This is a genomic window from Vibrio sp. IB15 (assembly GCF_016406055.1).
GTDB classification, from domain to species: Bacteria; Pseudomonadota; Gammaproteobacteria; order Enterobacterales; family Vibrionaceae; genus Vibrio; species Vibrio chagasii.
This window is the reverse complement of record NZ_JAEFCE010000030.1, coordinates 16789-42147: the sequence shown is the minus strand read 5'-3', so window position 1 is coordinate 42147 and position 25359 is coordinate 16789. Positions and strand designations below refer to the sequence as shown.

The 25359-nt window shown below is 44.0% G+C and carries 28 protein-coding genes; 19 read left to right on the top strand and 9 right to left on the bottom strand.

The window, feature by feature from the left end; genetic code table 11:
- Together pstB and phoU are read left to right on the top strand one after the other, a co-directional pair.
- The gene (gene pstB, locus JC606_RS12750) at nucleotides 1-819 is read left to right on the top strand and encodes a phosphate ABC transporter ATP-binding protein PstB (RefSeq protein ID WP_105024384.1); all 819 of its coding nucleotides are present in this window, start codon (nucleotides 1-3) and stop codon (nucleotides 817-819) included.
- 74 nt (nucleotides 820-893) lie between these two features.
- Nucleotides 894-1592 carry a phosphate signaling complex protein PhoU gene (gene phoU / locus JC606_RS12745; protein ID WP_004740358.1) on the top strand — a complete coding sequence of 233 codons (699 nt, stop codon included), beginning with the start codon at nucleotides 894-896 and terminating at the stop codon, nucleotides 1590-1592.
- A 9-nt stretch (nucleotides 1593-1601) separates the two neighbouring features.
- Here the strand turns inward: phoU and JC606_RS12740 are convergent, their stop codons facing one another.
- The 5 genes from JC606_RS12740 to JC606_RS12720 all read right to left on the bottom strand — a co-directional run bounded on the left by JC606_RS12740 (nucleotide 1602) and on the right by JC606_RS12720 (nucleotide 5852).
- The gene (locus tag JC606_RS12740) at nucleotides 1602-2093 is read right to left on the bottom strand and encodes a hypothetical protein (protein ID WP_137408913.1); all 492 of its coding nucleotides are present in this window, start codon (nucleotides 2091-2093) and stop codon (nucleotides 1602-1604) included.
- A gap of 190 nt (nucleotides 2094-2283) precedes the next feature.
- Nucleotides 2284-3018, bottom strand: a complete 735-nt coding sequence (locus JC606_RS12735; protein ID WP_137408914.1) for a YadA C-terminal domain-containing protein — start codon at nucleotides 3016-3018, stop codon at nucleotides 2284-2286.
- A gap of 118 nt (nucleotides 3019-3136) precedes the next feature.
- Nucleotides 3137-4084, bottom strand: a complete 948-nt coding sequence (locus tag JC606_RS12730) for a LysR family transcriptional regulator (protein WP_198778691.1) — start codon at nucleotides 4082-4084, stop codon at nucleotides 3137-3139.
- A gap of 100 nt (nucleotides 4085-4184) precedes the next feature.
- A complete protein-coding gene (locus JC606_RS12725; protein ID WP_137408916.1) occupies nucleotides 4185-4928 on the bottom strand; it encodes a copper homeostasis protein CutC in 744 nt (247 codons plus the stop codon).
- Between the two features lie 315 nt (nucleotides 4929-5243).
- Nucleotides 5244-5852 (bottom strand): peroxiredoxin C, encoded by a 609-nt coding sequence (locus JC606_RS12720; RefSeq protein WP_004740353.1) that lies wholly within the window; start codon nucleotides 5850-5852, stop codon nucleotides 5244-5246.
- Nucleotides 5853-6062: 210 nt separating this feature from the next.
- Here JC606_RS12720 and JC606_RS12715 point away from each other — a divergent pair, with 210 nt between their 5' ends.
- On the top strand, nucleotides 6063-6968 hold the full coding sequence (locus JC606_RS12715) for a hydrogen peroxide-inducible genes activator (RefSeq protein ID WP_198778690.1): 906 nt from the start codon (nucleotides 6063-6065) through the stop codon (nucleotides 6966-6968).
- A gap of 51 nt (nucleotides 6969-7019) precedes the next feature.
- Here the strand turns inward: JC606_RS12715 and JC606_RS12710 are convergent, their stop codons facing one another.
- The 3 genes from JC606_RS12710 to JC606_RS12700 all read right to left on the bottom strand — a co-directional run bounded on the left by JC606_RS12710 (nucleotide 7020) and on the right by JC606_RS12700 (nucleotide 9125).
- Nucleotides 7020-7460, bottom strand: coding sequence for a hypothetical protein (locus JC606_RS12710; RefSeq protein ID WP_198778689.1), 441 nt, complete (start codon nucleotides 7458-7460; stop codon nucleotides 7020-7022).
- Nucleotides 7457-7861 carry a hypothetical protein gene (locus JC606_RS12705; protein WP_198778692.1) on the bottom strand — a complete coding sequence of 135 codons (405 nt, stop codon included), beginning with the start codon at nucleotides 7859-7861 and terminating at the stop codon, nucleotides 7457-7459. Before JC606_RS12705 ends, JC606_RS12710 begins: the two co-directional genes overlap by 4 nt.
- Before the next feature lie 817 nt (nucleotides 7862-8678).
- A complete protein-coding gene (locus tag JC606_RS12700; protein WP_198778688.1) occupies nucleotides 8679-9125 on the bottom strand; it encodes a CBS domain-containing protein in 447 nt (148 codons plus the stop codon).
- Between the two features lie 258 nt (nucleotides 9126-9383).
- Here JC606_RS12700 and queA point away from each other — a divergent pair, with 258 nt between their 5' ends.
- The 5 genes from queA (at nucleotide 9384) to secF (ending at nucleotide 15034) form a co-directional block, all read left to right on the top strand.
- Nucleotides 9384-10436, top strand: coding sequence for a tRNA preQ1(34) S-adenosylmethionine ribosyltransferase-isomerase QueA (queA, locus tag JC606_RS12695; RefSeq protein WP_198778687.1), 1053 nt, complete (start codon nucleotides 9384-9386; stop codon nucleotides 10434-10436).
- Between the two features lie 181 nt (nucleotides 10437-10617).
- Nucleotides 10618-11754 (top strand): tRNA guanosine(34) transglycosylase Tgt, encoded by a 1137-nt coding sequence (tgt, locus tag JC606_RS12690; RefSeq protein ID WP_004740348.1) that lies wholly within the window; start codon nucleotides 10618-10620, stop codon nucleotides 11752-11754.
- Between the two features lie 111 nt (nucleotides 11755-11865).
- The gene (yajC, locus tag JC606_RS12685) at nucleotides 11866-12195 is read left to right on the top strand and encodes a preprotein translocase subunit YajC (protein ID WP_008224112.1); all 330 of its coding nucleotides are present in this window, start codon (nucleotides 11866-11868) and stop codon (nucleotides 12193-12195) included.
- A 20-nt stretch (nucleotides 12196-12215) separates the two neighbouring features.
- On the top strand, nucleotides 12216-14072 hold the full coding sequence (secD, locus tag JC606_RS12680) for a protein translocase subunit SecD (RefSeq protein WP_198778686.1): 1857 nt from the start codon (nucleotides 12216-12218) through the stop codon (nucleotides 14070-14072).
- Nucleotides 14073-14086: 14 nt separating this feature from the next.
- Nucleotides 14087-15034 (top strand): protein translocase subunit SecF, encoded by a 948-nt coding sequence (gene secF, locus JC606_RS12675; protein ID WP_198778685.1) that lies wholly within the window; start codon nucleotides 14087-14089, stop codon nucleotides 15032-15034.
- A gap of 247 nt (nucleotides 15035-15281) precedes the next feature.
- Here the strand turns inward: secF and suhB are convergent, their stop codons facing one another.
- The gene (gene suhB, locus JC606_RS12670) at nucleotides 15282-16085 is read right to left on the bottom strand and encodes an inositol-1-monophosphatase (protein ID WP_008222742.1); all 804 of its coding nucleotides are present in this window, start codon (nucleotides 16083-16085) and stop codon (nucleotides 15282-15284) included.
- A gap of 181 nt (nucleotides 16086-16266) precedes the next feature.
- Between suhB and trmJ the strand changes: the two genes are divergently transcribed.
- The 11 genes from trmJ to ndk all read left to right on the top strand — a co-directional run bounded on the left by trmJ (nucleotide 16267) and on the right by ndk (nucleotide 24902).
- Nucleotides 16267-16995: a tRNA (cytosine(32)/uridine(32)-2'-O)-methyltransferase TrmJ gene (gene trmJ / locus JC606_RS12665; RefSeq protein ID WP_061033301.1), complete on the top strand. Its 729-nt coding sequence runs from the start codon at nucleotides 16267-16269 to the stop codon at nucleotides 16993-16995.
- A 117-nt stretch (nucleotides 16996-17112) separates the two neighbouring features.
- Complete coding sequence (gene iscR / locus JC606_RS12660; RefSeq protein ID WP_137408157.1) at nucleotides 17113-17634, top strand: Fe-S cluster assembly transcriptional regulator IscR; 522 nt, start codon at nucleotides 17113-17115, stop codon at nucleotides 17632-17634.
- A gap of 27 nt (nucleotides 17635-17661) precedes the next feature.
- Complete coding sequence (locus JC606_RS12655) at nucleotides 17662-18876, top strand: IscS subfamily cysteine desulfurase (protein ID WP_008222744.1); 1215 nt, start codon at nucleotides 17662-17664, stop codon at nucleotides 18874-18876.
- Nucleotides 18877-18909: 33 nt separating this feature from the next.
- Nucleotides 18910-19287: a Fe-S cluster assembly scaffold IscU gene (iscU, locus tag JC606_RS12650; RefSeq protein WP_004740340.1), complete on the top strand. Its 378-nt coding sequence runs from the start codon at nucleotides 18910-18912 to the stop codon at nucleotides 19285-19287.
- Nucleotides 19288-19385: 98 nt separating this feature from the next.
- Nucleotides 19386-19709 (top strand): iron-sulfur cluster assembly protein IscA, encoded by a 324-nt coding sequence (gene iscA / locus JC606_RS12645; RefSeq protein ID WP_061033300.1) that lies wholly within the window; start codon nucleotides 19386-19388, stop codon nucleotides 19707-19709.
- A gap of 83 nt (nucleotides 19710-19792) precedes the next feature.
- The gene (gene hscB, locus JC606_RS12640) at nucleotides 19793-20308 is read left to right on the top strand and encodes a co-chaperone HscB (RefSeq protein WP_008222752.1); all 516 of its coding nucleotides are present in this window, start codon (nucleotides 19793-19795) and stop codon (nucleotides 20306-20308) included.
- Nucleotides 20309-20330: 22 nt separating this feature from the next.
- Nucleotides 20331-22181, top strand: coding sequence for a Fe-S protein assembly chaperone HscA (hscA, locus tag JC606_RS12635; protein ID WP_061033299.1), 1851 nt, complete (start codon nucleotides 20331-20333; stop codon nucleotides 22179-22181).
- Between the two features lie 20 nt (nucleotides 22182-22201).
- A complete protein-coding gene (gene fdx, locus JC606_RS12630) occupies nucleotides 22202-22540 on the top strand; it encodes an ISC system 2Fe-2S type ferredoxin (protein WP_004740336.1) in 339 nt (112 codons plus the stop codon).
- Between the two features lie 118 nt (nucleotides 22541-22658).
- On the top strand, nucleotides 22659-22859 hold the full coding sequence (iscX, locus tag JC606_RS12625; protein ID WP_004740335.1) for a Fe-S cluster assembly protein IscX: 201 nt from the start codon (nucleotides 22659-22661) through the stop codon (nucleotides 22857-22859).
- Nucleotides 22860-23065: 206 nt separating this feature from the next.
- On the top strand, nucleotides 23066-24361 hold the full coding sequence (gene pepB, locus JC606_RS12620) for an aminopeptidase PepB (protein WP_137408159.1): 1296 nt from the start codon (nucleotides 23066-23068) through the stop codon (nucleotides 24359-24361).
- A 106-nt stretch (nucleotides 24362-24467) separates the two neighbouring features.
- Entirely contained in the window at nucleotides 24468-24902 is a 435-nt protein-coding gene (gene ndk, locus JC606_RS12615) for a nucleoside-diphosphate kinase (protein ID WP_008222758.1), read from the top strand.
- Nucleotides 24903-25359: the final 457 nt, after the last annotated feature.

Here is a 25359-nt window from a genome sequence, read left to right as displayed (position 1 = left end):
ATGTTCTCAATTAATGAAACCTTGGGTTACCAAGCGCCTTTAGACGTACACAATCTAAAGGAAGAACAAATTGCTATCTCGATCGAAGGGCTCAATCTTTACTATAAAGACAGCCAAGCGCTCGATGATATCTCGATGAAGATACCCAAAGGGCAAGTGACGGCATTTATCGGTCCTTCGGGCTGTGGTAAATCAACCTTACTACGCTGCATCAATCGTATGAACGATCTTGTCGAAGGCTGCAAAGTTTCCGGAAAAGTGAAGCTTCATGGCAAGAATGTCTATCATCCTAAAGTTGATGTTGCGACTCTGCGTCGCCGTGTCGGCATGGTATTTCAGCGTCCAAACCCGTTTCCCAAATCTATCTATGAAAATGTGGTTTACGGACTAAGGCTGCAAGGTGTGAGTAACAGCCGAGATCTGGATGATGCCGTAGAACGATCACTGCGTGCAGCGGCGTTGTGGGATGAAGTAAAAGATCGTTTACATGAAAATGCTTTTGGTTTATCTGGTGGTCAGCAGCAGCGTTTGGTGATTGCTCGCGCTGTCGCGATTGAACCTGAAGTCTTATTGTTGGATGAGCCGACATCGGCATTGGATCCTATTTCAACGTTGACGATTGAAGAACTAATCAACGATCTCAAGACGCAATATACGGTCGTTATCGTCACGCATAACATGCAGCAGGCTGCGCGTGTGAGTGACCATACTGCTTTTATTCATATGGGAAAATTGATCGAGTACTCAGATACGGATTCAATATTTACGTCGCCATTGAAAAATCAAACGGAAGACTACATTACTGGTCGATACGGTTAACGTTACCGTTCTGATCATTGGAGCTAAGTCACTCCAATATAAGTGACTTATCCATTTCTTTTTAAGGAGCTGACATGCAATTTGGTCGCCACATCTCAGGACAATTTAATGTCGAGTTAGAGTCTATCCGTACCCATGTACTGACTATGGGTGGGTTAGTAGAGCAGCAGCTCTCTTTTGCGATGCAGGCACTCCACAAAGATGATTTGGAATTAGCGAAGAAAGTGATTCGTGATGACCATAAAGTGAATGCGATGGAAGTGTCGATTGATGAGGCATGTACTCGCATTATTGCCAAGCGTCAACCAACGGCAAAGGATCTGCGTTTGATAATGGCGATCATCAAAACGATTACCGACCTAGAGCGTATTGGTGATGTTGCTTCGAAGATCGCGCAGGGTGCGATTGATATCCCTTCGACAAAAGAACAAAAATTCCATGTATCGCTAGAGCCTTTATGTCGACAAGCGATCACCATGCTACACCAAGTTTTAGACGCATTTGCTCGCATGGATGTGGATGCGGCAGCCGAGGTACACAAACTTGATGATAAGTTGGATGCTGAATACGAAGCAGTGATTCGTCAATTGATGACTTACATGATGGAAGACCCGAAGAATATTCCAAATATCTTGCAAGTGATGTGGTCAGCGAGAGCCATTGAGCGAGTGGGGGATCGTTGCCAGAATATCTGTGAGTACATTATCTACTTCGTCAAAGGCAAAGATGTACGCCACCTTGGCGATCAAAGCCTAGATGACGCACTAAAGTAAACAGCCTAGCTAGAAGCTCAGAATCGCGCCTAGGTTTAAATTGATAGTGGTGTTGTAAGGCACAAAAGTTTTATTGTGATCAAACAGGTTTAGGTCGGCACCTGCTCTGAGTGCGAGTATTGGTGTCGCTTGATACACGTAGGCACCACCTAAACTTAGGCCGGTCGCTGTCTTCCTTTCCGTAATACCAGAACGTGTCTTTTCACCGTCATAGTCTGCAAGCCCTATTTCAGCTTGAAAGCCTTGTAATTGCCGCGAACCGAACATGTTTTGAATACCAATTCGATACGAGTTTACCGTTTCATCATAACGATCACTTTCATACCAAATATCAGAATAGCTTAAATAAATCGTCCCTAAATCAGCAATTTCAGTGACACCGACTTGAACTCCAAATCCATGATACGCGCCGATTTTTAGTTCGGGTGAAAGATGAAGACCGGTTGAAAAAGCTGAGGTTGAGAATAAAGCTGACGCTAGGAGAAGAGTTCTAAATTTCATAGTACCACCGAGGTAAATTGATGCACTCCTTAGCATTAACTTATCCTTATGAAGATCTAATTAAAAGAATGGCTTAGTGGGGATGAAGGCTCATGATAAGCTAACTTGTGCTATTTATCATTCAACACTCCAATCACACTAACCTTTTATTTGTTGAAGTCCCCACCATCCATAGCAGGGAGAGAGTGCTCTATTTAAAGCTGTACTGAAGGCCAACGCCGCCAGCAACATCTGAAGATGAGTATTTACCTGATGTTTCATAGTGGAAAGTGCCAGAAACACTTAGGCTTTCATTGATTCCGTATGCGCCGCCTAACGCAAGTGCTTCTTTCGATCCTGCAAAGCCAACACCCGCACCAATAGCAAATTCACCGTTGGTAACGAATGGACGAGCATTCGTTACAGCGTGCAAACTTGCACGAATACCATCCATTTGTTCAGCATGATCATTGAACTTCGCATTATATTCTGCGGCCATTGCTTCGAAGTTACTTTGAAGCTCTGCTTGACCTAACTCTAATGCAGATGAGCGTTCGGCTTCTGTCGGGCCTGAGATATCCGGTGTATCACCGTAATCTGGGCTAGGACGCTCTGGACTATTATCTACAGGTGGCTGCCATGGTGTATTTTCAATTGGTTGAGATGGCTCTGGTAATGTTGGCTGTACAGGCAATTGAGGTTGAGTTGGGGTTTGTTCAATCGGCTGTGAAGGCTTTGGTTTTTCAATTGGATTACTTGGTACTTGCTCGATAGGTTGAGAAGGTGCCGGTAGTATTGGTTGAACAGGTAGCTGAGGTTGAGTGGGTACCTGTTCAATTGGGTTTGATGGCTGTTCATTCCAAATTGGGTTTTGAACATCAACATCTGCGATCGCAGGAAGTGAAAATACAGTAGCTAGTGACACTGCAATAATTGATTTTTTCATTGAATACACTCTCAATAAGATTAAATATTGAGCATCCTTACTATGGTTTAATTTATTGACTCCGTGTCGATGGAGTAAATATTAAACAGTGTATTATTTTTAGGCTAAGTAGCTATTTTTATACTTGTGATAAGTCTTGCTTATTAACTTGTTCTATTAAAGCTTGCTTGATCTCTGAAAATAGCCAGAGGGTTATTGGAGCGTTACGGTTTTTGATATGCATGTGAGCATGAATTGGCATTTTGTAATGCTCTCCTTCAACTAACACATCAATCGCTCTTAAGCCTGGGTAATTCTCCACTGGAAATATGTTGGAGTGGGGCATGTACATGTCGGTGTGTAAGATCACATCGATAATGGCCATGATAAGTTCTGAACGAAAACCAACTTTGTGTTCAATAGAGTAGCGCTCAAGTAACTTTGCTGCGTAACTATAATTATCATTCCAACCAGGAGAGATCATTGAAGCTATTTCAAAACCAGCCATGTCCTTTGGCTCTATCAGGGATTTCTTGATTGGGTGGTCTTGCCTAACAAAAACGCGCCCAGTTAGGTCTAGGAGCTTCTTAGTGTAAACTTCTTTTGTTGAATTCGGAATGACATAACTAACACCTAAGTCGATGATGCCTTTTTGAATATCTTCCTGCGTCGATAGGTTCCAACTTAATAGCTCCAGTTGAGCGTTGGGTGCTTGCGCTTTTATCCGTGCATATAGAGAGCCTGAAAGACAAGTAAGTACTACAGGAGAGAGTGCTAGGCGGATCTTAAAATCAATATCGCTAGGTTTAAATTGAATCGATTTATTGAGTGCTGATTCTAATCCATGAAAGTGAGGGGTTATTGTATTGGCAAGGTCTTCACAAAAAGCAGTAGCTTGCAGTCCTCCATGTACTTTCACGAATAGATCATCCGAGAAGTGATGACGCAGTTTCTGTAGAGCTTGACTCACTGCTGGTTGAGAGACAAATAAACGCTCCGCTGCCTTTCTGGTGTTTTTTTCCTGGTAAACAATTAAAAAGGTACGCAATAGGTTTAAATCAAGAGAGCTGAATAGATCCTTAGCCATAACATTCCATGAGTCGCCATATTGAGTTTACTAATATACGTGACTTCTGGGCTTTTACTAGCTATGTTGTGTTGGTGTTTAGTCAGCTCTCGGTGTTTATCTATTTGTTAAGCGAGGCTATCAGATCTTGAATCTTTGCCGTGCTTGTTACTGGGATTAAGTAATCGTCTACATCGTCATGCCCCATTTGAGCTTGAGAGGCTTGTGTCATTAGGCTTGGTCTTGTCGACTTGCCAGACAGATGCAGTGCTTGAACGCCAGTGTGCTTGAGAATTTGTCGGCCATTTTCAGCGGTAACGCCTGCCCCAGCCATAATATCTAAGCGGCCTTGAGTGAGCCTAACCATCTCCTTGAGAATATCTTTTCCTTGCTCCGCGTTACTTGCTAAACCTGAAGTTAAAACACGTTCACAGCCAAGTTCGATAATTTGTTCTAGCGCTTTTTGGTAATCCTTAAGTTGGTCTATAGCACGGTGAAAGGTCACGCCAAGTTTTAGCTGGTGGGCTTTTGAGGTTAGTGCTTTCATAGCAGCCATGTCTATTTCACCTTGAGCGGTAAGCACACCTAATACCACACCATCTAAACCAGCATCGGCAGCGGCTTGGATATCATCAAGCATGCACATCACGTCGTCATTATCGAAGATGAAGTCGCCTTGTCTTGGTCGAATCATTGCGTACACGGGAACCGATGAAATGCGAGCGGCTTGCTTCATCATACCTAAGCTTGGAGTTAATCCACCAAGTGCTAGTGAAGAGCAGAGCTCAATACGATTCGCTCCGCCTGCTAGGGCATTGTGTAGGGATTCTAGGTTATCGATACAAACTTCAATTTCGATATTCATGATATTTTACTCGTTCAAATTGAGAATGAGGAAATCATAGCAAGCTTGAGACGATTCTGAATAGGTAGTGATAGAGGAAAATAGAGGTAAAGTTTCGCTTTGCGGTTACCCCTATTCATAGAAGACATGAGCAAGGAATAAAGCATTGTTGAAGCAATAGATGCAAAAAGCCCGAAGCGTTAACTTCGGGCTTTGAATAATACTTTACTTCTTAACTGATTGGCGGTGCGCTTTGCGCTGTAGCTTATGCTTTATTTCTCTTTATAGAGAGTCATCCAACCATTCACCCGTGTTGAGTCGGGCTTAAGAATGTAATTACTTGCTTAGGTCGTCAGCGTGCTCAGATAGGAATGCTGCAACACCTTTTGGAGATGCGTCCATACCTGATTTACCTTCTTCCCATTGTGCAGGACAAACTTCACCGTTCTTCTCGTGGAAGTTTAGTGCGTCTACCATGCGTAGCATTTCGTCGATGTTACGACCTAGTGGAAGATCGTTAACTACTTGGTGACGTACAAGGCCGTCAGCGTCGATTAGGAAAGAACCACGGAAAGCAACGCCTGCTTCTGGGTGCTCAACATCGTATGCTTTGCAGATTTCGTGCTTAACGTCAGCAACTAGTGGGTATTTAACTTGACCGATACCGCCGTCAGCGATAGCAGTGTTACGCCATGCGTTGTGAGAGAATTGAGAATCGATAGAAACACCGATTACTTCAACGCCTTTAGCTTGGAAATCTTCTAGACGGTTGTCGAAAGCGATTAGCTCTGAAGGACAAACGAAAGTGAAGTCTAGTGGGTAGAAGAAAACAACCGCTTTCTTACCTTTAGTGAATTCTGCGAAGTTGAAGTTATCAACGATCTCACCGTTACCTAGAACAGCTGCTGCAGTAAAGTCAGGGGCTTGACGACCTACTAGTACCATTTTGGAATCTCCTAAAAAATTAGTTGGCCCAACACATCTTTGTTTGGGCTCCGTTTCTACGCGACAAACTATAGTACAATCGGTACTATAGAAAAAAGCGAATTAAATAGATTAAGTCCATCGAAAAAAGCGATAAGCTTATTCTTTGTCCTTTTCTCAGGTCTTAGGACCTTCTTGTAACTTATCCTACTCATATTACAAAGTAATTTCATGAATAAATGGCCAAGTCTTAAGCAACTTCACTATCTTGTTACTCTTCACGAAACACGCCACTTTAGCGACGCCGCTGATCGCTGTTTCGTTAGCCAATCTACTCTGAGTAAAGGTATCCAAAACCTAGAAGAGCTGATCGGTTGCCCTTTGTATGAGAAGAAAGATAAAAAGAGCCCACTCGTTTTCACTCAAGCGGGAGAGCTGGTGGTGAAGCATGGCCGAGAGTTATTGGCGAAAGGGCAAGATTTGGTTGAACTCGGAAACCTATGTAACGGCGATGCGATGCAAGGCCAGCTGCGAGTTGGATGTATCCCTACCATTGCGCCATTTCTTTTGTGCGATTTGGTACAAGAAGCCAACCAGCGCTTTCCTCAGCTAAACTTACTGCTACGTGAAGACACCACAACGAACTTACTCGCAGCACTGCGTCATGGAGAATTAGATGTATTGATTCTGGCTCTACCTGTCGATATCGACAACATGGAGAGCAAAGTGGTTGGGCAAGATCCTTTTAGAATGGTCATCAGCCGTAATCAAGCAGATGGTATTCGTGCCCCAATTAAATATGATGACCTGCCAGACGAGTCTGTATTCTTATTGGAGAACGAGCACTGTTTAACTGAGCACGCGGTGTCAGCCTGTAAGTTAACCGACAAAGAGAAAATAAACCCGTTCACTGCCACAAGCCTCCATACATTGGTGCAAATGGTCGCGAACGGTTTAGGAACCACCTTTATTCCACAAATGGCTATCGACCATGGATTGCTGGAAAATCAAAACCTGGTGGTTATTGATCCGCCAGGTCAACAAGCCTACCGCGATATCGGCCTTGTTTGGCGACCAAGCTCGTCACGCCGTGAAACCTTCCACCAATTAGCCGAGGTGGTATCTGAGTTGCTGTAATTTCATAATAGCGTTTGATTGCCATTTTTGCAGAAACCCATACGATTATGTTCAATCGTATGGGTTTTTGGATTTTGCGAAATAGTATTTTACAGATTTATATAAAAAATATAGTAGAATAAAAAATATACTATAAGTAGTGATTGGTCCAAACACAGATAGAAAAATATCGAACAGACTGCTAGATTTGTCAGCAATAATTATTTTATTATCATTCTCTATAGTTAAAATATTATACTTTTCATTTTTAACCAGTTCGAAATCGAATCCATGAATTGATAAAATATTATCTATATCTAGTTTATAATAATAAGTTTTAGACCCTTTAGTATGAACTTGAACATGATCAAGGTTCACCACTCTTGCTTGCTTTTCAATACCGGATACCCAAAATTGGTAGGTATCTACTGCAAGTCCGTAGACTAAAAAAGATAGGAAAGTATAGCCTAAAGTAAAAGAAGAAAACTTAAGAAGTAGGAATGATTTTTTCATAATCCGCCGCCGCATTTTTCCTGTGAAAGCGCAAACTTTTCTAAAAAACCTACAGAACTTCTCATCTTTAATATTGCCCCGCAATATACGTGACTAGTGCTTGTTTCTTTATACTCTTCAACCTTAAAGTAATAAAAAGTAGATAGTGATATGGCTATGATAAAATAAATACCCATATTATGATTTTTAGTTTGGTACTTATCATCCCTATTTTTTATTATCAGTGCGAGCTGTGCCACGGTAAACACTAAGAGAAAAAACATAAAAAATGAGCTTAGTACAGTAACAAAGTAAACTCTATCTGAATCATACTCCCCCGAAGGGAAGTATATGAATGGGTAACTGCATACGGCAATGATTACTAAGCATTTTATCGAGTGCTCATATTCTGATATTTTTATAGCCATCTTTTATTCTTATTTTCCACACTTTTTATTGAATGAAAACTTTTCTAGTAGTTGTGTTGAACGACCAGTTTTAAGTTCAGACCCGCAATAGGATTACTATGTTGATTTTTCAAATTATCAAGATCAGAGTAATACTCAAAACTAGGATAAGGGATCGCGATAATCGCTATAATTAAAACTAAAATAGACCTTCTACTTGAAATGTCCTTGTTTACGCGTCCCATCAAATAATTGAAATTGAAATAGATAAAATAAGGTAAAAGGAATGCAAAGAAAAAAATTGTAATTGAGAATGACGCTGTCGATAAAAAATATACATCTTCATTGCCTGCCTTGGTGTTAGGCCAGAAATAAATTGAGTAAGATAGGAGTAGAGTAAAAAATAAAAACCAAGCGTTCGTTTTTACTGTATCTTCTTTGTTCATTTTAATTATCAGTCTATGTAAATTGTAACATTATATGTCACTATATTATCTTGGCTTCTTGAATTTTTTAATCTAATTAACTGTCCACGTAAAAAATTCAAGAGATTGCCCAATCATGAATACGACAACAGTGACGCGAGTAATGACAGGCTTTAACCATTGCTAGGATACCTATTGATGAACATAATTTTTATTTAACCCCCAAAATAAATTTTTATGGCGAATAATATAAATCGTATTAATATCATATTTAACTGAATTCATATAGTGTGGCGTTCTGCTGCGTTTTTTCGAATGGGTCCGGGGGAGTGGTATTTTATTTCTATTGACGAAAGTGATCTGGCGATAGAGCCTCATGATGTCATGAGGCTCTTTTTATTGCTGCCTCAATCCACTTCAGCTTCTTCTGGCTCTACTTCTTCTTGCAGTTCAAGCAAGTTAATCGCGATGGTGACGAAGTCACTGTCGGTGATGATGCCAACCAGCTCGCCATGACTGACCACTGGTAAGCAGCCCACTTTATGCTTCTGCATGTAAATAGCAGACTCTTTTAACCCAGCTCGAGGCTCTACTGACATAACGTTTTTGTGCATGATGTCGTTGAGAGGAGTCGATAGGGTAAAAGATTGAGCTGGCGGAATGTTTTGTAGGCTAGATTCTTGGGCTGCGAGAACGTCTCGTTGGGTAACTACGCCCAATAGTTTCCTATCAGCATCGACGACTGGGGTATGGCGGATATCAAGCGCTTCCATGGTGTGCTTAGCATCGGCCAGTGAGTGTGAGCGCAATAAAGTATGAGGGTTGCGAGTCATCATATCTTCAACCTTGATCATACGAACCTCCTTATTATTTATTTGTTGTTATCACTATAGTTTTTTATCCAAAAAATAACTGAGAGCTGGCGCATTTTTGGGTGAGATTTACACAACTATTTCATTTCACTGGAGAGCGGATTAAGTCGCACAATTTTACGCCTCTTTACAATAATCCATTGCTGTAAACCTTGCTATTGCGGCTCGTGTGCCTATACTAGCCCACTGCGAAATTTTTAGTCGCGTCTACTCATTCATCAACCAAACAAGACCAGAAAAATGCAAGTTTCAGATTTTCACTTTGACCTACCAGATGAACTCATTGCTCGCTACCCTCAAGAAGAGCGTACAGCAAGCCGTCTGCTTAAATTAGATGGCAATAACGGCAACCTAACTGATGGTTCGTTCAAGGACGTTTTAGACTTGGTTGAACCAGGCGATCTGGTTGTTTTCAATAACACGCGCGTTATCCCTGCTCGTGTATTTGGTCGTAAAGCATCAGGCGGTAAGCTTGAGGTGTTGGTTGAGCGTATGCTGGATGAGAAAAGCATTCTGGCGCATGTTCGTTGTTCTAAGTCACCAAAACCGGGCACTAAGCTGTTCCTTGGTGAGAATGATGAGTACGAAGCAGAAATGGTCGCGCGTCATGATGCGTTATTTGAAATCCATTTCACATCTGAGCAAAGCGTTCTAGAGATTCTGAACAGTGTTGGTCACATGCCACTGCCTCCTTATATTGATCGTCCAGATGAAGACGCAGATAAAGAGCGTTACCAGACGGTCTATAATGAAAAGCCAGGTGCGGTAGCTGCACCAACTGCGGGTCTTCACTTTGACGATAAGCTAATGGCCGACATGAAAGCGAAAGGTGTTGAGTTCGCTTATGTAACGCTACACGTTGGCGCGGGCACATTCCAGCCAGTAAAAGTAGACAACATCAACGATCACCACATGCATGCAGAGTACGTTGAAGTACCGCAAGAAGTGGTGGATGCGGTTGCGGCAACAAAAGCACGCGGCGGACGTATTATCGCAGTGGGCACGACATCGGTTCGTTCTCTAGAGAGTGCAGCGCAAGATGCTCTGAAAAATGGTACTGAATTAGTCCCATTCTTTGGTGATACAGAAATCTTTATTTTCCCTGGTTACGAATACCAGTTGGTCGATTGCCTTATTACTAACTTCCACCTACCTGAATCGACGCTGATCATGTTGGTGAGTGCGTTTGCAGGTTACGACCATGTGATGGCTGCATACGATCACGCAGTGAAGAGCGAATACCGCTTCTTCAGCTACGGTGACGCGATGTTCATCAACAAGAAAACGAGCTAATTTAAGCTGGTTATAAGCAATATAAATAAGAATTTACGGGTGCTAGCAGTAAGCTAGGAGTCGGGCAGGGTCTCTGTCTAACCTCTCGCAAGGAATACGCGACCGCTCCTCATAGAGTATTAAGGCTAACTTAAGCTCTGAATTAACAGTCAGATTGTTTCTCTGGCATATTGGAGGCTTCGTGAAATTAAAATACGAACTTAAAAAAACAAACGCTGGTGCGCGTCGTGGTCAACTTCAGTTTGAGCGCGGTACCGTTGAAACACCAGCATTCATGCCTGTAGGTACTTACGGTACTGTAAAAGGTATGACTCCTGAAGAAGTAAAAGACACAGGTGCTGAAATCCTACTAGGTAACACGTTCCACCTATGGCTACGCCCTGGTCAAGAAATCATGAAGATGCACGGTGACTTGCACGATTTCATGAACTGGCAAGGTCCTATCCTGACCGATTCAGGCGGCTTCCAAGTATTCAGCTTAGGTGCGATGCGTAAAATCACTGAAGAGGGTGTACATTTCCGTAATCCTGTAAACGGTGACAAGATCTTCATGGACGCTGAGAAGTCGATGGAAATCCAAAAAGACCTAGGTTCAGACATCGTAATGATCTTCGATGAGTGTACGCCTTACCCTGCGACACACAAAGAAGCGAAAGACTCAATGGAGATGTCTCTTCGTTGGGCTGAGCGTTCTCGTAACCACTTCGACAAACTTGAAAACCCGAACTCACTATTCGGTATCGTTCAAGGTGGTGTGTACGAAGACCTACGTGATGTATCGGTTAAAGGCCTAACGGAAATTGGTTTTGACGGTTACGCAGTTGGCGGCCTAGCAGTAGGCGAACCAAAAGAAGACATGCACCGCATTCTTGAGCACACATGTCCTCAACTACCTGAAGATAAGCCACGTTACCTAATGGGCGTAGGCAAACCTGAAGACCTAGTTGAAGGTGTTCGTCGTGGTATCGACATGTTTGACTGTGTAATGCCAACGCGAAATGCACGTAACGGCCACCTGTTTGTGACTGAAGGTGTGATCAAGATCCGTAATGCGAAGCATAAAACCGATACAACACCACTAGATTCAGAGTGTGACTGTTACACTTGTAAGAACTACAGCAAGTCGTACTTACACCATTTGGATCGTTGTAACGAAATCCTAGGTGCTCGACTGAACACGATTCATAACCTGCGTTTCTACCAACGAGTAATGTCTGACATTCGTCAGTCTATCGATGAAGACCGCTTTGAAGAGTTTGTTGCAGAGTTCTACGCAAGAATGGGGCGCGAAGTGCCGCCACTAGGTAAAGAATCTTAGTATTTCTTTTTTGCGAGCCCTGTCTCTCTTCGGAGGGATGGGGCTTGAAAATAAAGGGATACGACCCAATTAGACAAACAATTACGAAAATATAAATAGAGGATGTTTTAAATGTTTATTTCTCAAGCTCACGCAGCAGCAGAAGGTGCACCAGCAGGCGGCGGTTTCGAAATGCTTATCATGCTAGGTATGTTCGCTGTGATCTTCTACTTCATGATCTACCGTCCACAAGCTAAGCGCGTTAAAGAGCACAAGAACCTAATGGCTTCTATGGGCAAAGGCGACGAAGTTCTAACTAGCGGTGGTCTGATCGGTAAAATCACTAAGATTGCAGAAGACAGCGACTACGTTGCTATCGAACTGAACGCAAACAACGAAGTAGTTATCAAGAAAGACTTCGTTACAGCAGTGCTACCAAAAGGTACTCTGAAATCTCTATAAACAGCTAGAGGATCCTCGCTGTGCTAAACCGTTATCCGTTATGGAAGTACCTGATGGTGGTGTTTACCATTGCCATCGCTGCGTTGTACGCACTTCCGAATATATACGGTGAAGATCCGGCAGTTCAAGTTACAGGGGCGCGTGGCGCCTCTGTAGATATGTCTACGCTGGATGCTGTCACCAATGCTCTTGAAGCAGAAAACCTTTCAACTAAATCCGTTGCTCTAGAAAACGGTTCCATTCTTGTTCGCTTTAACGACACAGACTCTCAAATTAGTGCCCGTGATGTTATCACTGAAGCATTAGACGAAGACGTTATCGTTGCATTAAACCTAGCGGCTTCAACACCGGATTGGCTTGAATCTATTGGTGCTGCACCAATGAAGCTTGGTCTTGACCTACGTGGTGGTGTTCACTTCTTAATGGAAGTGGATATGGACGCTGCAATGGAAAAGCTAGTTGGCCAACAAGAAGAAGCGTTCCGTAGTGAACTTCGTGAAGAGAAGATCCGTTACCGTGCTATTCGTCCATCGGGCAAAGATGCGGTAGAGGTGATCTTACGTAATGAAGAGCAGCTTGCTGAAGCGAAATCGCTACTGCAATCTAAGCACCAAGATATGACATTCGTAGAGTCTGACTCGAATGGTCGTTTTTCTTTGATTGCTAACTTCACTGAAGCTCGTCTTCAAGAAATCCGTAACTACGCGGTAGAGCAAAATATTACCATTCTACGTAATCGTGTGAACGAACTTGGTGTTGCTGAGCCTTTGGTTCAACGCCAAGGCGCTAGCCGTATCGTAGTAGAATTGCCAGGTGTTCAAGACACGGCTCGTGCTAAAGAAATCCTTGGTGCGACAGCAACGCTTGAATTCCGTGAAGTTGATAGCAGTGCTGACTTAGCCGCTGCAGCTTCTGGTCGTGCCCCAGCCGGTAGCGAAATTAAGCAAGACCGTGATGGTCGCCCTGTGGTACTTAAGAAGCGCGTTATCCTAGGTGGTTCTAGCATTACAGATGCAAGCTCAAGTGTTGATGAATATGGTCGTCCTCAAGTTAACATCTCGCTAGACAGCGAAGGTGGTAGCAAGATGTCTGCGTTCTCTCGTCAAAATATCGGTAAGCTAATGGCGACGGTATTTGCAGAGTACAAAGACAGCGGTCGTAAGACACCTGAAGGCAAAGTGATTCTTACTAAGCATGAAGAAGTGATCAACCAAGCGACGATTCAATCAGCGCTTGGCCGTAACTTCCGAATTACTGGTATCGACTCTACAGCTGAAGCTCATAACTTGGCACTTCTACTTCGTGCAGGTGCTCTGATTGCGCCTATCTCGATTGTTGAAGAACGTACGATTGGTCCATCTATGGGACAACAAAACATCGATATGGGTATCATGGCGATGGTTTGGGGTATGGCTGCAGTAATGCTATTTACGCTGCTTTACTACCGTAGTTTTGGTCTTATCGCGAACGTTGCGCTAATGGCGAACTTGGTATTGATTATTGGTGTGATGTCGATGATCCCAGGTGCAACCATGACGCTACCAGGTATTGCCGGTATCGTATTAACGGTCGGTATGGCGGTCGATGCGAACGTACTGATCTTTGAGCGTATACGTGAAGAACTTCGAGAGGGACGCAGTCCACAGCAAGCAATTCACCAAGGTTACGCGAACGCATTCAGCACAATCGCCGATGCGAACATCACAACTCTATTAACTGCAATCATTCTATTTGCGGTTGGTACTGGTGCGATCAAAGGCTTCGCGGTAACGCTGTCTATCGGTATCCTGACTTCTATGTTTACAGCTATTGTCGGCACACGTTGTATCGTGAACCTGATGTATGGCGGCAAACGCGTTAAGAAACTGTCGATCTAAGGCTAGGAATTAATATGTTTCAGATTCTAAAAGCAGACAAAATGATCGACTTTATGCGTTGGTCAAAGGTTGCCTTTGTTCTTTCTATCTTGATGATTGGTACGGCTATCTTCACCCTAACAACGACATCGTTGAACTGGGGTCTAGACTTTACAGGCGGTACTCTGATTGAAGTTGGCTTTGAACAACCAGCACACCTTCCTGATATCCGTAGTGCACTTGAAGCTGAAGGCTTTGGTGATGCAACGGTACAGAACTTCGGTTCAGCTCGTGATGTAATGGTTCGTCTACGTCCTCGTGACGGCGTTGCAGGCGAGACGCTTGGTAACCAAATCCTTTCAGCTATCGAGAAAGGCACAGGTGAACAAGTTGAAATGCGTCGTATCGAGTTCGTTGGTCCTAACGTAGGTGATGAGCTAACAGAAGCGGGTGGCCTTGCTATCCTAGTTTCTCTTATCTGTATTTTGATCTACGTATCAGTGCGATTCGAGTGGCGTTTGGCGGCAGGTGCGGTACTTGCACTGGCGCACGACGTTATCATCACGCTGGGAGTATTCTCTCTGGTGCAAATTGAGGTTGACCTTACCATCGTAGCAGCCTTGCTAACGGTAGTCGGTTACTCCCTCAACGATACCATTGTTGTATTCGACCGTATTCGTGAGAACTTCCGTAAGATGCGTAAAGGCGAAGCACCTGAAGTGCTGAACAGCTCAATCACACAAACATTGAGCCGTACATTGATCACTTCTGGTACAACCTTGTTCGTAGTTATCGCACTGTTTGTTCAGGGCGGCGCTATGATTCACGGTTTCGCAACCGCACTTCTACTGGGTATTACGGTTGGTACTTACTCTTCTATCTACGTTGCATCTGCACTAGCGATGAAGTTGGGTATTACGCGTGAACACCTAATGCCACCACAAGTGGAAAAAGAAGGTGAAGAGTTTGACGAAATGCCTTAGGCCTTGGCCTAACAAGTTTCGCTAAACCAAAAAAACCGCTAGGCAACTAGCGGTTTTTTTATGCCTGCATTTTGCAGGAAAACTCAATACAAATTTTATGGTCGAAGTGAGTTGTACTTAATACCATAAGCGCTGTTCAGCTCGCATCTCGCATCCCTGAACCACAGATACAAAAAAGCCCCGCGTGTGCGAGGCTTTGAATTTTTTAGCGCTCTATTAAATAGAGACTATAAGCATCAGGCCTGAATTACTTCAGCATACCTTCGTTTGCGTTCTCACGAACGTGCTTAAGAATAGACTTAACACCACGTGCGCTTGAAGCTACAACGTTACCAGACTTCATGTAGTCAGTACCGCCAGCGAAGTCAGTTAGGATTGCACCAGCTTCACGTGCGATTAGATCGCCAGCTGCTAGGTCCCAAGGTTTTAGGTCTAGTTCTAGGTAACCGTCAACACGGCCAGCCGCTAGGTAACATAGGTCAAGTGCTGGAGAACCAGTACGACGGAAATCAGAACAGTCGATGAATAGACCAGAGATGATCTTCATGAAAGACTCAGAGTGTTGCTTAGCTTTGAATGGGAAACCAGTTGCTAGAACAGTACCTTGAAGGTCTTTAAGCTGAGTAACACGCATACGAGCGTTGTTTAGTTGAGCACCAGCGCCACGTTGAGCTGTGAATAGCTCGTTTAGCATTGGGTCGTAAACACAAGCAACTTCTGTACGACCGTTCATGCGAACAGCGATAGATACAGAGAAGTGAGGGAAACCTTTTACAAAGTTGTTGGTGCCATCTAGTGGGTCAACGATCCATTGTACGTCAGAGTCTTTACCTTCGATTAGGCCTTTCTCTTCAGAAATAATGCTGTGCTCTGGGTAAGATGCTTTGATTGTCTCAATGATCATGTACTCAGCTTCTTGAGCAATGTTAGTAACGTAATCGTTGTTACCTTTTAGAGACGTTTCGATCTTATCAGTTGTTTCTAGAGATTTAGCAATATGGTTGCCAGCTTTACGCGCAGCGCGTATCGCAATGTTTAGCATTGGATGCATATGGTTTTTCCCACAAGATGTTAAAGAACAATTTAAAGCGGCGGCGAGTATACCAAAGTTTTACCAAAAGGGAAGTGGTTATTTTTTGAACTCTTAGATTCACATTACGCGAAGGGTCTGACCATTTTACTTTGCTATGTGTTAATATCTCGCGATTATTTTTAAAGTGGTGTCATATAGCATGTTAGACAATGTAAAAGTCGTTCTGGTTGGTACGTCTCATTCGGGAAATATCGGATCAGCAGCTCGCGCAATGAAAGTGATGGGTTTAAGTCAGTTAGTTCTTGTAGACCCTCAGTGTGAAGTTGACGAGCAGACCTTAGCACTGGCTGCTGGTGCTGGTGACATCGCTGAAAATGCGGTTATTGTTTCTACATTAGACGAAGCCGTAAAAGACTGCGGTTTGGTTGTTGGTTCAAGTGCTCGTTCACGTACCCTTGAATGGCCAATGCTTGAGCCTCGTGAGTGTGGTGAAAAGTTTGCCGTTGAAGGTCAAAAGCACCCTGTAGCATTAGTCTTCGGTCGTGAGCGCACAGGCCTAACGAATGAAGAACTACAAAAGTGTCATTACCACGTATGTATTCCTGCAAACCCGGAATACAGCTCGCTAAACCTGGCGATGGCTGTACAGACGCTGAGCTACGAAGTTCGTGTTGCTCATCTAGATATGGTGGCTAGCCAATACAAGCCTCAGCCACAAGATGAGTACCCTCGTCACGAAGAACTAGAAATGTTCTACGAACACCTTGAAAAAGTCATCATCGATACCCAATTTATCTCTAAGGATAAGCCTGGTCAGGTGATGAATAAGTTACGTCGCCTGTTTAGTCGTGCGCGTCCAGAACTTCAAGAGATCAACACGCTTCGTGGTATTTTGACCTCTATCGAGAAGAGCAAAAATAGCCAGTAAAAACCATGCTCGCCGCAAGGATGAATACCTGACTAAAATAGTCAGGTAAAATACTTGACCAATTTAGTCAGGTATGGGAAGATTCCAACCACATAAACAATGTGGATACGGTGTGATATGAAACTTACATCTAAAGGAAGATATGCGGTAACGGCTATGCTAGATGTAGCACTGCATTCGCAAAAAAGCCCAGTTCCTCTGGCTGACATCTCAGAGCGACAAGGCATCTCGTTATCTTACTTAGAGCAACTTTTTTCTAAGTTACGTAAAGCTGGCTTAGTTGCTAGTGTTCGTGGCCCAGGTGGTGGTTACCGTCTTGGCGCTGAAGCGGGTGACATCGCTGTCGGAACTGTGATTGCAGCAGTTGACGAATCAGTAGATGCAACTAAGTGTCACGGTCGAGCAGATTGCCAAGGTGGTAGTCGCTGTTTAACTCACACCCTTTGGCGTGATTTAAGCTCCCGAATCAGCAGCTTCTTAAACGACATTACGCTCGGTGAGCTGATGAAAGATAACGAAGTTTTAGAGATTTCTGATCGCCAAGATATTGATCTTGCGGTTAACAATAGTTTTGCACATAAAAATACGAGCACTACAACGATTAGTGCAGCACCTCAGGGTGTTAATGCCCGCTCATAGCGGTCAGTTTTTACATTGGAGTAGAAAATGAAACTGCCTATTTACTTTGACTATTCAGCTACATGTCCAGTCGATCCACGAGTTGCTGAGAAAATGGTTCAGTGCATGACGATGGACGGTAACTTCGGTAACCCTGCATCTCGTTCACACCGTTACGGCTGGCAGGCAGAAGAAGCAGTAGATAATGCTCGTGAGCAAATTGCTGACCTACTAAATGCAGACCCACGTGAAATTGTTTTTACTTCTGGTGCTACAGAGTCAGATAACCTTGCTATTAAAGGTGCAGCGCACTTTTACGAGAAGAAAGGTAAGCACGTAATCACGTGCAAAACAGAACACAAAGCGGTTCTTGATCCATGTCGTCAACTAGAACGTGAAGGCTTCGAGGTAACTTACCTAGAGCCAGAAGCAAACGGCATCATCGATCTAGACAAGCTACAAGCTGCAATGCGTGAAGACACAGTTCTTGTTTCTATCATGCACGTAAACAACGAAATCGGCGTTATCCAAGATATCAATGCAATCGGCGAACTATGTCGTTCTCGCAAGATCATCTTCCACGTTGATGCAGCTCAGTCTGCGGGTAAAATCCCACTAGACGTAAAAGAGACTAAAGTTGACCTAATCTCACTTTCAGCTCACAAGATGTATGGTCCTAAAGGTATCGGTGCACTTTACGTTCGTCGTAAGCCTCGTATTCGTCTTGAAGCGCAAATGCACGGTGGCGGTCATGAGCGTGGTTTCCGCTCTGGTACGCTTGCTACTCACCAAATCGTGGGTATGGGCGAAGCGTGTGCTGTTGCTAAGCAAGACATGCAGAAAGATTACGATCACGCACTAGCACTTCGTGAGCGCCTACTGAAAGGTGTTCAGGATCTAGAAGCGGTAACAGTAAACGGTGACTTAGACCAACGTGTACCACACAACCTAAACGTGAGCTTTGCTTTCGTTGAAGGTGAGTCTCTGCTTATGTCTCTAAAAGACCTAGCAGTATCATCGGGTTCTGCATGTACATCAGCAAGTCTAGAGCCATCGTACGTTCTACGTGCTCTTGGTCTAAACGATGAACTGGCACACAGCTCAGTACGTTTCTCATTCGGCCGTTTCACAACGGAAGAAGAAATCGACTACGCGATTGCACAAATCCGTGTAGCGGTAAACAAATTACGCGACATGTCTCCTCTATGGGATATGTATAAAGAAGGGATTGATTTGAACACTGTTGAGTGGGCACATCACTAATCTCACGGAAATAGAGGATTCGAGGTAACTATTATGGCATATAGCGAAAAAGTAATTGATCACTACGAAAACCCACGTAACGTAGGTTCGTTTGATAAAGAAGACCCAAGTGTAGGTAGCGGCATGGTTGGCGCACCAGCTTGTGGTGACGTAATGAAACTGCAAATCAAGGTAACACCAGAAGGTATTATCGAAGACGCGAAATTCAAGACTTACGGTTGCGGTAGCGCAATCGCTTCTAGCTCACTAGTCACTGAGTGGGTTAAAGGTAAAAGCATTGATGAAGCGGCTGCTATCAAAAACTCTGAAATCGCAGAAGAGCTTGAGTTGCCACCAGTGAAAGTTCACTGTTCAATTCTTGCTGAAGATGCAATCAAAGCAGCAGTTGCGGATTACAAAAAGAAGCGTTAATCGTTTCTAAAAGTAATCACCAATAATAAGCAATATTTGGGAGCACCCTTTGTGCTCCCCCTGAGTTCTCAATTTTATATAAAACACAAGGTTGTAGTATGGCCATCACCATGACAGAGACGGCGGCAAGCCGAGTTCAAGCTTTCCTAGATAACCGAGGTAAAGGTATCGGGTTACGCTTAGCGGTTAAAACCACTGGCTGTTCGGGTATGGCGTATGTACTAGAATTCGTTGACGAGCTTAACGAAGAAGACCAAGTGTTCGAGCATTCAGGTGTGAAGGTCATCATTGATCCAAAAAGCTTAGTTTACCTAGACGGTACGGAGCTTGATTACGTAAAAGAAGGCCTAAACGAAGGTTTTGAATTCAACAACCCTAACGCGAAAGGCGAATGTGGTTGTGGTGAGAGCTTCAACGTATAAACGCTTCAATCGTAGAACGTTTATAGTGAGCGAAGAATAAAATTAGGCTCTGATTCAGAGCCTAAACTTAGGACCACCGTTACATGAATCATTTCGAATTATTTGGGCTACCACTTCAGTTCCAGCTGGATGGTAGCCTTCTTTCTTCTCAGTTTAGAGATCTGCAACGCCAATTCCATCCTGATAAATTTGCTACAGCTTCTGAGCGAGATCGCTTGCTAGCCGTACAAAAAGCAGCACAAATTAACGATGCGTATCAGGTGCTGAAGAATCCAATCAGCCGCGCTGAATACCTGTTAGTACAACATGGTGAGGATATTCGCGGCGAGCAGCAAACCATGCAAGACCCAATGTTCCTTATGGAGCAAATGGAACTGCGTGAAGAGCTTGAAGACATCGCCGACAGTTCTGACCCGGAAGATGCATTGTTTGCATTTGAAGGAAAGGTTAGCAAAATGTATAAACAACAATTAAGCGCTATCCAACAAGAACTCGACAGCCAGGCTTGGTTAGAAGCAGCAGACCGAGTAAGAAAGCTAAAGTTTATTGCAAAATTAAAGAATGAAATCGAGCTAGTTGAAGATCGTTTGATCGGCTAGTTGGTACAACAAGGACACATCCATGGCACTACTTCAGATTGCAGAACCAGGGCAAAGCGCCGCTCCTCACCAGCATAAGCTTGCTGTGGGTATTGATTTAGGTACAACAAATTCATTGGTTGCGTCAGTGCGCAGTGGTGAAGCGAGCACGCTCGTTGATCAAGATGGTCGTAGCATTCTGCCTTCCGTTGTTCACTATCAGTCAGACTCACATACGACTGGTGATGAAGCTCGTGCAAATGCACAGACTGATCCTAAAAATACCATTATCTCAGTTAAGCGATTGATTGGTCGCTCACTGGCTGATATTCAGCAACGATACCCATCTCTGCCATATCAGTTTGAAGAAAGTGATAATGGTCTGCCTGTGATCCGTACAGAGCAAGGCAACAAGAACCCGATTCAAGTGTCTGCAGATATTCTGAAAGCACTCGGTCAACGTGCTGAATCTACATTAGGCGGTGAGCTATCTGGTGCGGTGATTACTGTTCCTGCGTATTTCGATGATGCACAACGTGCTGGTACTAAAGACGCGGCGCAGCTGGCTGGTCTTCATGTATTACGTCTTCTAAATGAACCAACGGCGGCAGCGATTGCTTACGGTCTGGATTCAGGCAAAGAAGGGGTGATCGCGGTTTACGACTTAGGCGGCGGTACGTTTGATATCTCTATTTTACGCTTGTCTAAAGGTGTCTTTGAAGTTCTAGCTACTGGCGGTGACTCTGCACTAGGCGGTGATGATTTTGACCACCTTGTCGCTGATCATTTCAAAGAGCAAATGGGATTATCAGAGCTAACTGCTGAGCAAAACCGTGCGCTTCTAGATGCAGCAACAGAAGCTAAAATTGGCTTGTCTGAATCAGAAAGTGTTGATGTTGAAGTATTAGGTTGGTCTGGTTCATTAACTCGTGAAGAGTTTGAAGAGATCATCAAGCCTCTAGTTAAGAAAACGCTACTTTCATGTCGTCGTGCTCTAAAAGATGCAGAAGTTGATGCGGATGAAGTGCTAGAAGTAGTCATGGTTGGTGGTTCAACTCGTACATTACTAGTACGTGAAATGGTGGGTGACTTCTTTGGTCGTACGCCATTAACCAGCATTAACCCTGATGAAGTGGTTGCGATTGGTGCGTCAATTCAAGCGGATATTCTAGTAGGTAACAAACCTGATTCAGAAATGTTGCTACTAGACGTAATCCCACTTTCACTAGGTATCGAAACCATGGGTGGCCTAGTAGAAAAGATCATTCCGCGTAACACCACGATCCCAGTAGCTCGCGCACAAGAATTTACTACGTTCAAAGACGGTCAAACTGCAATGACAGTACACACCGTTCAAGGCGAACGTGAAATGGTTGACGATTGTCGCTCACTGGCTCGTTTTGCTCTGAAGGGCATTCCACCTATGGCTGCTGGTGCAGCGCATATTCGTGTGACTTACCAAGTGGATGCTGATGGCCTGTTGTCTGTAACAGCTATGGAAAAGAGCACTGGTGTTCAAGCTGAAATCCAAGTGAAGCCTTCTTACGGCCTGAGCGATGATGAAGTTGCTAATATGCTGAAAGACTCTATGACGTTTGCGAAAGAAGACATGCAAGCGCGTGCTCTTGCGGAACAACGCGTAGAAGCGGATCGTGTTATTGAAGGCCTGATCGCTGCAATGCAAGCTGACGGTGACGAGCTGCTTAACGAGCAAGAGAAACAACAGCTGCTACAAGCCATTGAAACGCTGATTGAAGTGCGCAACGGCGACAGTGCTGATGCCATTGAACAAGAAATTAAGAATACCGACAAAGCGAGCCAAGACTTTGCTTCACGTCGTATGGATAAATCAATTCGTGCTGCACTGTCAGGTCAGTCAGTCGATAATATTTAATAGTTAGAGAATAGATAAACATGCCAAAGATTATTGTTTTACCTCACGAAGATCTATGTCCAGAAGGCGCTGTTTTAGAAGCAAAAACTGGTGAAACGGTTCTTGATGTAGCGTTGAAGGCCGGTATTGGTATTGAGCACGCATGTGAAAAATCGTGTGCATGTACAACATGTCACGTTGTGATCCGTGAAGGTTTCGATTCTTTAGAAGAGAGTGATGACCTAGAAGACGATATGCTTGATAAAGCATGGGGCTTAGAAATGGAATCTCGCCTAGGTTGCCAAGCGAAAGTCGCTGATGAAGACCTTGTTGTTGAGATTCCAAAGTACACCTTGAACCTAGCATCTGAAGATCACTAAGAATTACTCTACAGTCATGGTGGTTTTCGCCATGACTGAGATAACGATTTAGCAAAACTGGCCTAGAATATAGATCATAAAAGTGACTAAGTGTCTCTGATAAATATAAGGAAGTGTTATGAGCTTGAAGTGGATTGATTCTCGCGATATCGCAATTGAGTTATGTGATTTGTACCCTGATACTGATCCTAAAACGGTACGTTTTACCGACCTACATCAGTGGGTATTAGACCTTGAAGAGTTTGATGACGAGCCTAATCACTCGAACGAAAAGATCTTAGAGGCTATTATTTTGTGCTGGATGGATGAGATGGATTAATCATCACATCGATGATTTGGCTATGGAGTGAAATCAACCCCATATAAAACGCAGCCAAGTTAACAATTCTTACTAAAAAAAGCGGACCTTATGGTCCGTTTTTTTATCAAAGTGACATTTTACTTCTACATAATGCTAACATCAGTGCGTTAATAAAAAATAATCAGGATCACTCAAGTAAGGTGGTTCTCAGACAAGGAGAAATCATGTCTACACAGATGTCAGTATTTTTAAGTCAAGAAGCTGCCCAGCCTCAGTGGGGAGCAAAAGCTATTTTATCGTTCTCGGAAGTAGGAGCGACAATTCACATTGGTGAAGGCCACGATCTTGGTGCTGTTCAACGCGCAGGTCGCACACTTGACGGACAAGGTATTTCATTCGTTTCGCTAAGTGGTGAAGGTTGGGACCTAGAAAGCGTATGGGCTTTCAATCAAGGTTACCGTGGACCAAAGAAAAAGAATGCATTGGAGTGGGATGCACTGCCAGAAGCTGACCAAGCTGAGCTAGAAGCGCGTATCCGTGCGACAGATTGGACGCGTGACATTATCAATAAAACGGCTGAAGAAGTTGCACCTCGCCAATTGGCGACAATGGCAGCTGAATACATTAAGTCAGTCGCACCTGAAGGCACAGTTAAAGCGAAAATCGTTAAAGACAAAGACCTACTAACAGAAGGTTGGGAAGGCATCTACGCGGTAGGCCGCGGCTCTGAGCGTACTTCAGCAATGCTTCAACTGGACTTCAACCCAACAGGCGACGAAAACGCGCCTGTATTTGCCTGTCTAGTTGGTAAAGGTATTACTTTCGACTCAGGCGGTTACAGCATTAAGCCAGGTCAGTTCATGACTGCAATGAAAGCAGACATGGGTGGCGCAGCGACTATCACTGGTGGTTTAGGTCTTGCGATTGAGCGTGGCCTTAACAAGCGCATCAAGCTTATCCTATGTTGTGCAGAGAACATGATCTCTGGCCGTGCATTGAAGCTTGGCGATATCATCACGTACAAGAACGGTAAGACGGTTGAGATCATGAACACCGACGCAGAAGGTCGTTTAGTTCTAGCTGATGGCCTGATGTACGCAAGTGAGCAAAATCCTGAGCTTATCATCGACTGTGCAACGCTAACGGGCGCTGCTAAAAACGCACTGGGTAACGACTACCACGCACTAATGAGCTTCGATGACGAGCTGGCTCACCAAGCACTAACGGCGGCTAACCAAGAGAAAGAAGGCCTGTGGCCACTGCCTCTTGCGGACTTCCACCGTGGTATGCTGCCTTCAAACTTTGCTGACCTTTCGAACATCAGCACGGGTGATTACACTCCTGGTGCAAGCACGGCTGCTGCGTTCCTGTCTTACTTCGTAGATGACTACAAAAAAGGCTGGATGCACATGGATTGCGCGGGTACTTACCGTAAATCTCCAAGTGATAAGTGGGCGGCAGGTGCAACAGGCATGGGTGTTCGCACACTGGCTCGCATTCTTATCGACCAAGCAAAATAATAATAACGATGAGCGGTGTTTCGGTACCGCTCATTGATTAACTTAGATCGAATGATCTTAGTAATTTCAGTATTTAATAACAAAAAAATGAAGTGAAGGAATCCCTATGGCTCTAGAAAGAACGTTCTCAATTGTTAAGCCGGATGCAGTTAAACGTAACCTTGTTGGTGAAATCTACCACCGCATCGAAAAAGCAGGCCTAGAAATCATCGCTGCTAAGATGGTTCGTCTGACTGAAGAGCAAGCGAGCGGCTTCTACGCGGAACACGAAGGCAAAGAATTCTTTGGTCCACTAAAAGAGTTCATGACTTCTGGTCCTATCATGGTTCAAGTACTTGAAGGCGAAAACGCAATTGCTCGTTACCGTGAACTTATGGGCAAAACAAACCCAGAAGAAGCGGCATGCGGCACGATCCGCGCTGATTACGCAATCAGCATGCGTTACAACTCAGTACACGGTAGCGACAGCCCAGAGTCTGCAGCTCGTGAAATCGAGTTCTTCTTCCCTGAATCTGAGATTTGCCCACGTCCAGCTCAATAAGCGACACAGCAAATGATTCTAAAGGCTTCACTTCGGTGAGGCCTTTTTTGTATGTGGATTTTACGTTAGAGATAGTTTACCTAGTCGTCATTCCCGATAGTGACGCAGGAGCGCAGTTGGGAATCTCAATTGTGGTTGGAGATTCCAGATACCTCGTCCCTCAGTTCTGGAATGATGAGGTTAAAGGAACTGGTGACCAGACGACTATGAATGGAAAGTGACTGAGTAAGTTTTCACGTCATTCACGATAGCGACGAAGGAGCGTAGTCGGGAATCTCTATTCGTTGTTGGAGATTCCAGATACTTCGTTCCTCAGTTCTGGAATGACGAGGTTTGAGGAACTGGTGACCAGAAGACTATGAATGGAAAGTTACTGAGCAAGTTTTTACGTCATTCCCGAAAGCGACGAAGGAGCGTAGTCGGGAATCTCTATTCGTTGTTGGAGATTCCAGATACT

What these genes read in the sequence shown, in the direction of transcription:
- pstB (WP_105024384.1), top strand. Translation starts at nt 1, where the DNA reads ATGTTCTCAATTAATGAAACCTTGGGTTACCAAGCGCCTTTAGACGTA.
- phoU (WP_004740358.1), top strand. Translation starts at nt 894, where the DNA reads ATGCAATTTGGTCGCCACATCTCAGGACAATTTAATGTCGAGTTAGAG.
- JC606_RS12740 (WP_137408913.1), bottom strand. Translation starts at nt 2,093, where the DNA reads ATGAAATTTAGAACTCTTCTCCTAGCGTCAGCTTTATTCTCAACCTCA.
- JC606_RS12735 (WP_137408914.1), bottom strand. Translation starts at nt 3,018, where the DNA reads ATGAAAAAATCAATTATTGCAGTGTCACTAGCTACTGTATTTTCACTT.
- JC606_RS12730 (WP_198778691.1), bottom strand. Translation starts at nt 4,084, where the DNA reads ATGGCTAAGGATCTATTCAGCTCTCTTGATTTAAACCTATTGCGTACC.
- JC606_RS12725 (WP_137408916.1), bottom strand. Translation starts at nt 4,928, where the DNA reads ATGAATATCGAAATTGAAGTTTGTATCGATAACCTAGAATCCCTACAC.
- JC606_RS12720 (WP_004740353.1), bottom strand. Translation starts at nt 5,852, where the DNA reads ATGGTACTAGTAGGTCGTCAAGCCCCTGACTTTACTGCAGCAGCTGTT.
- JC606_RS12715 (WP_198778690.1), top strand. Translation starts at nt 6,063, where the DNA reads ATGAATAAATGGCCAAGTCTTAAGCAACTTCACTATCTTGTTACTCTT.
- JC606_RS12710 (WP_198778689.1), bottom strand. Translation starts at nt 7,460, where the DNA reads ATGAAAAAATCATTCCTACTTCTTAAGTTTTCTTCTTTTACTTTAGGC.
- JC606_RS12700 (WP_198778688.1), bottom strand. Translation starts at nt 9,125, where the DNA reads ATGATCAAGGTTGAAGATATGATGACTCGCAACCCTCATACTTTATTG.
- queA (WP_198778687.1), top strand. Translation starts at nt 9,384, where the DNA reads ATGCAAGTTTCAGATTTTCACTTTGACCTACCAGATGAACTCATTGCT.
- yajC (WP_008224112.1), top strand. Translation starts at nt 11,866, where the DNA reads ATGTTTATTTCTCAAGCTCACGCAGCAGCAGAAGGTGCACCAGCAGGC.
- secF (WP_198778685.1), top strand. Translation starts at nt 14,087, where the DNA reads ATGTTTCAGATTCTAAAAGCAGACAAAATGATCGACTTTATGCGTTGG.
- suhB (WP_008222742.1), bottom strand. Translation starts at nt 16,085, where the DNA reads ATGCATCCAATGCTAAACATTGCGATACGCGCTGCGCGTAAAGCTGGC.
- trmJ (WP_061033301.1), top strand. Translation starts at nt 16,267, where the DNA reads ATGTTAGACAATGTAAAAGTCGTTCTGGTTGGTACGTCTCATTCGGGA.
- iscR (WP_137408157.1), top strand. Translation starts at nt 17,113, where the DNA reads ATGAAACTTACATCTAAAGGAAGATATGCGGTAACGGCTATGCTAGAT.
- JC606_RS12655 (WP_008222744.1), top strand. Translation starts at nt 17,662, where the DNA reads ATGAAACTGCCTATTTACTTTGACTATTCAGCTACATGTCCAGTCGAT.
- iscU (WP_004740340.1), top strand. Translation starts at nt 18,910, where the DNA reads ATGGCATATAGCGAAAAAGTAATTGATCACTACGAAAACCCACGTAAC.
- iscA (WP_061033300.1), top strand. Translation starts at nt 19,386, where the DNA reads ATGGCCATCACCATGACAGAGACGGCGGCAAGCCGAGTTCAAGCTTTC.
- hscB (WP_008222752.1), top strand. Translation starts at nt 19,793, where the DNA reads ATGAATCATTTCGAATTATTTGGGCTACCACTTCAGTTCCAGCTGGAT.
- hscA (WP_061033299.1), top strand. Translation starts at nt 20,331, where the DNA reads ATGGCACTACTTCAGATTGCAGAACCAGGGCAAAGCGCCGCTCCTCAC.
- fdx (WP_004740336.1), top strand. Translation starts at nt 22,202, where the DNA reads ATGCCAAAGATTATTGTTTTACCTCACGAAGATCTATGTCCAGAAGGC.
- iscX (WP_004740335.1), top strand. Translation starts at nt 22,659, where the DNA reads ATGAGCTTGAAGTGGATTGATTCTCGCGATATCGCAATTGAGTTATGT.
- pepB (WP_137408159.1), top strand. Translation starts at nt 23,066, where the DNA reads ATGTCTACACAGATGTCAGTATTTTTAAGTCAAGAAGCTGCCCAGCCT.
- ndk (WP_008222758.1), top strand. Translation starts at nt 24,468, where the DNA reads ATGGCTCTAGAAAGAACGTTCTCAATTGTTAAGCCGGATGCAGTTAAA.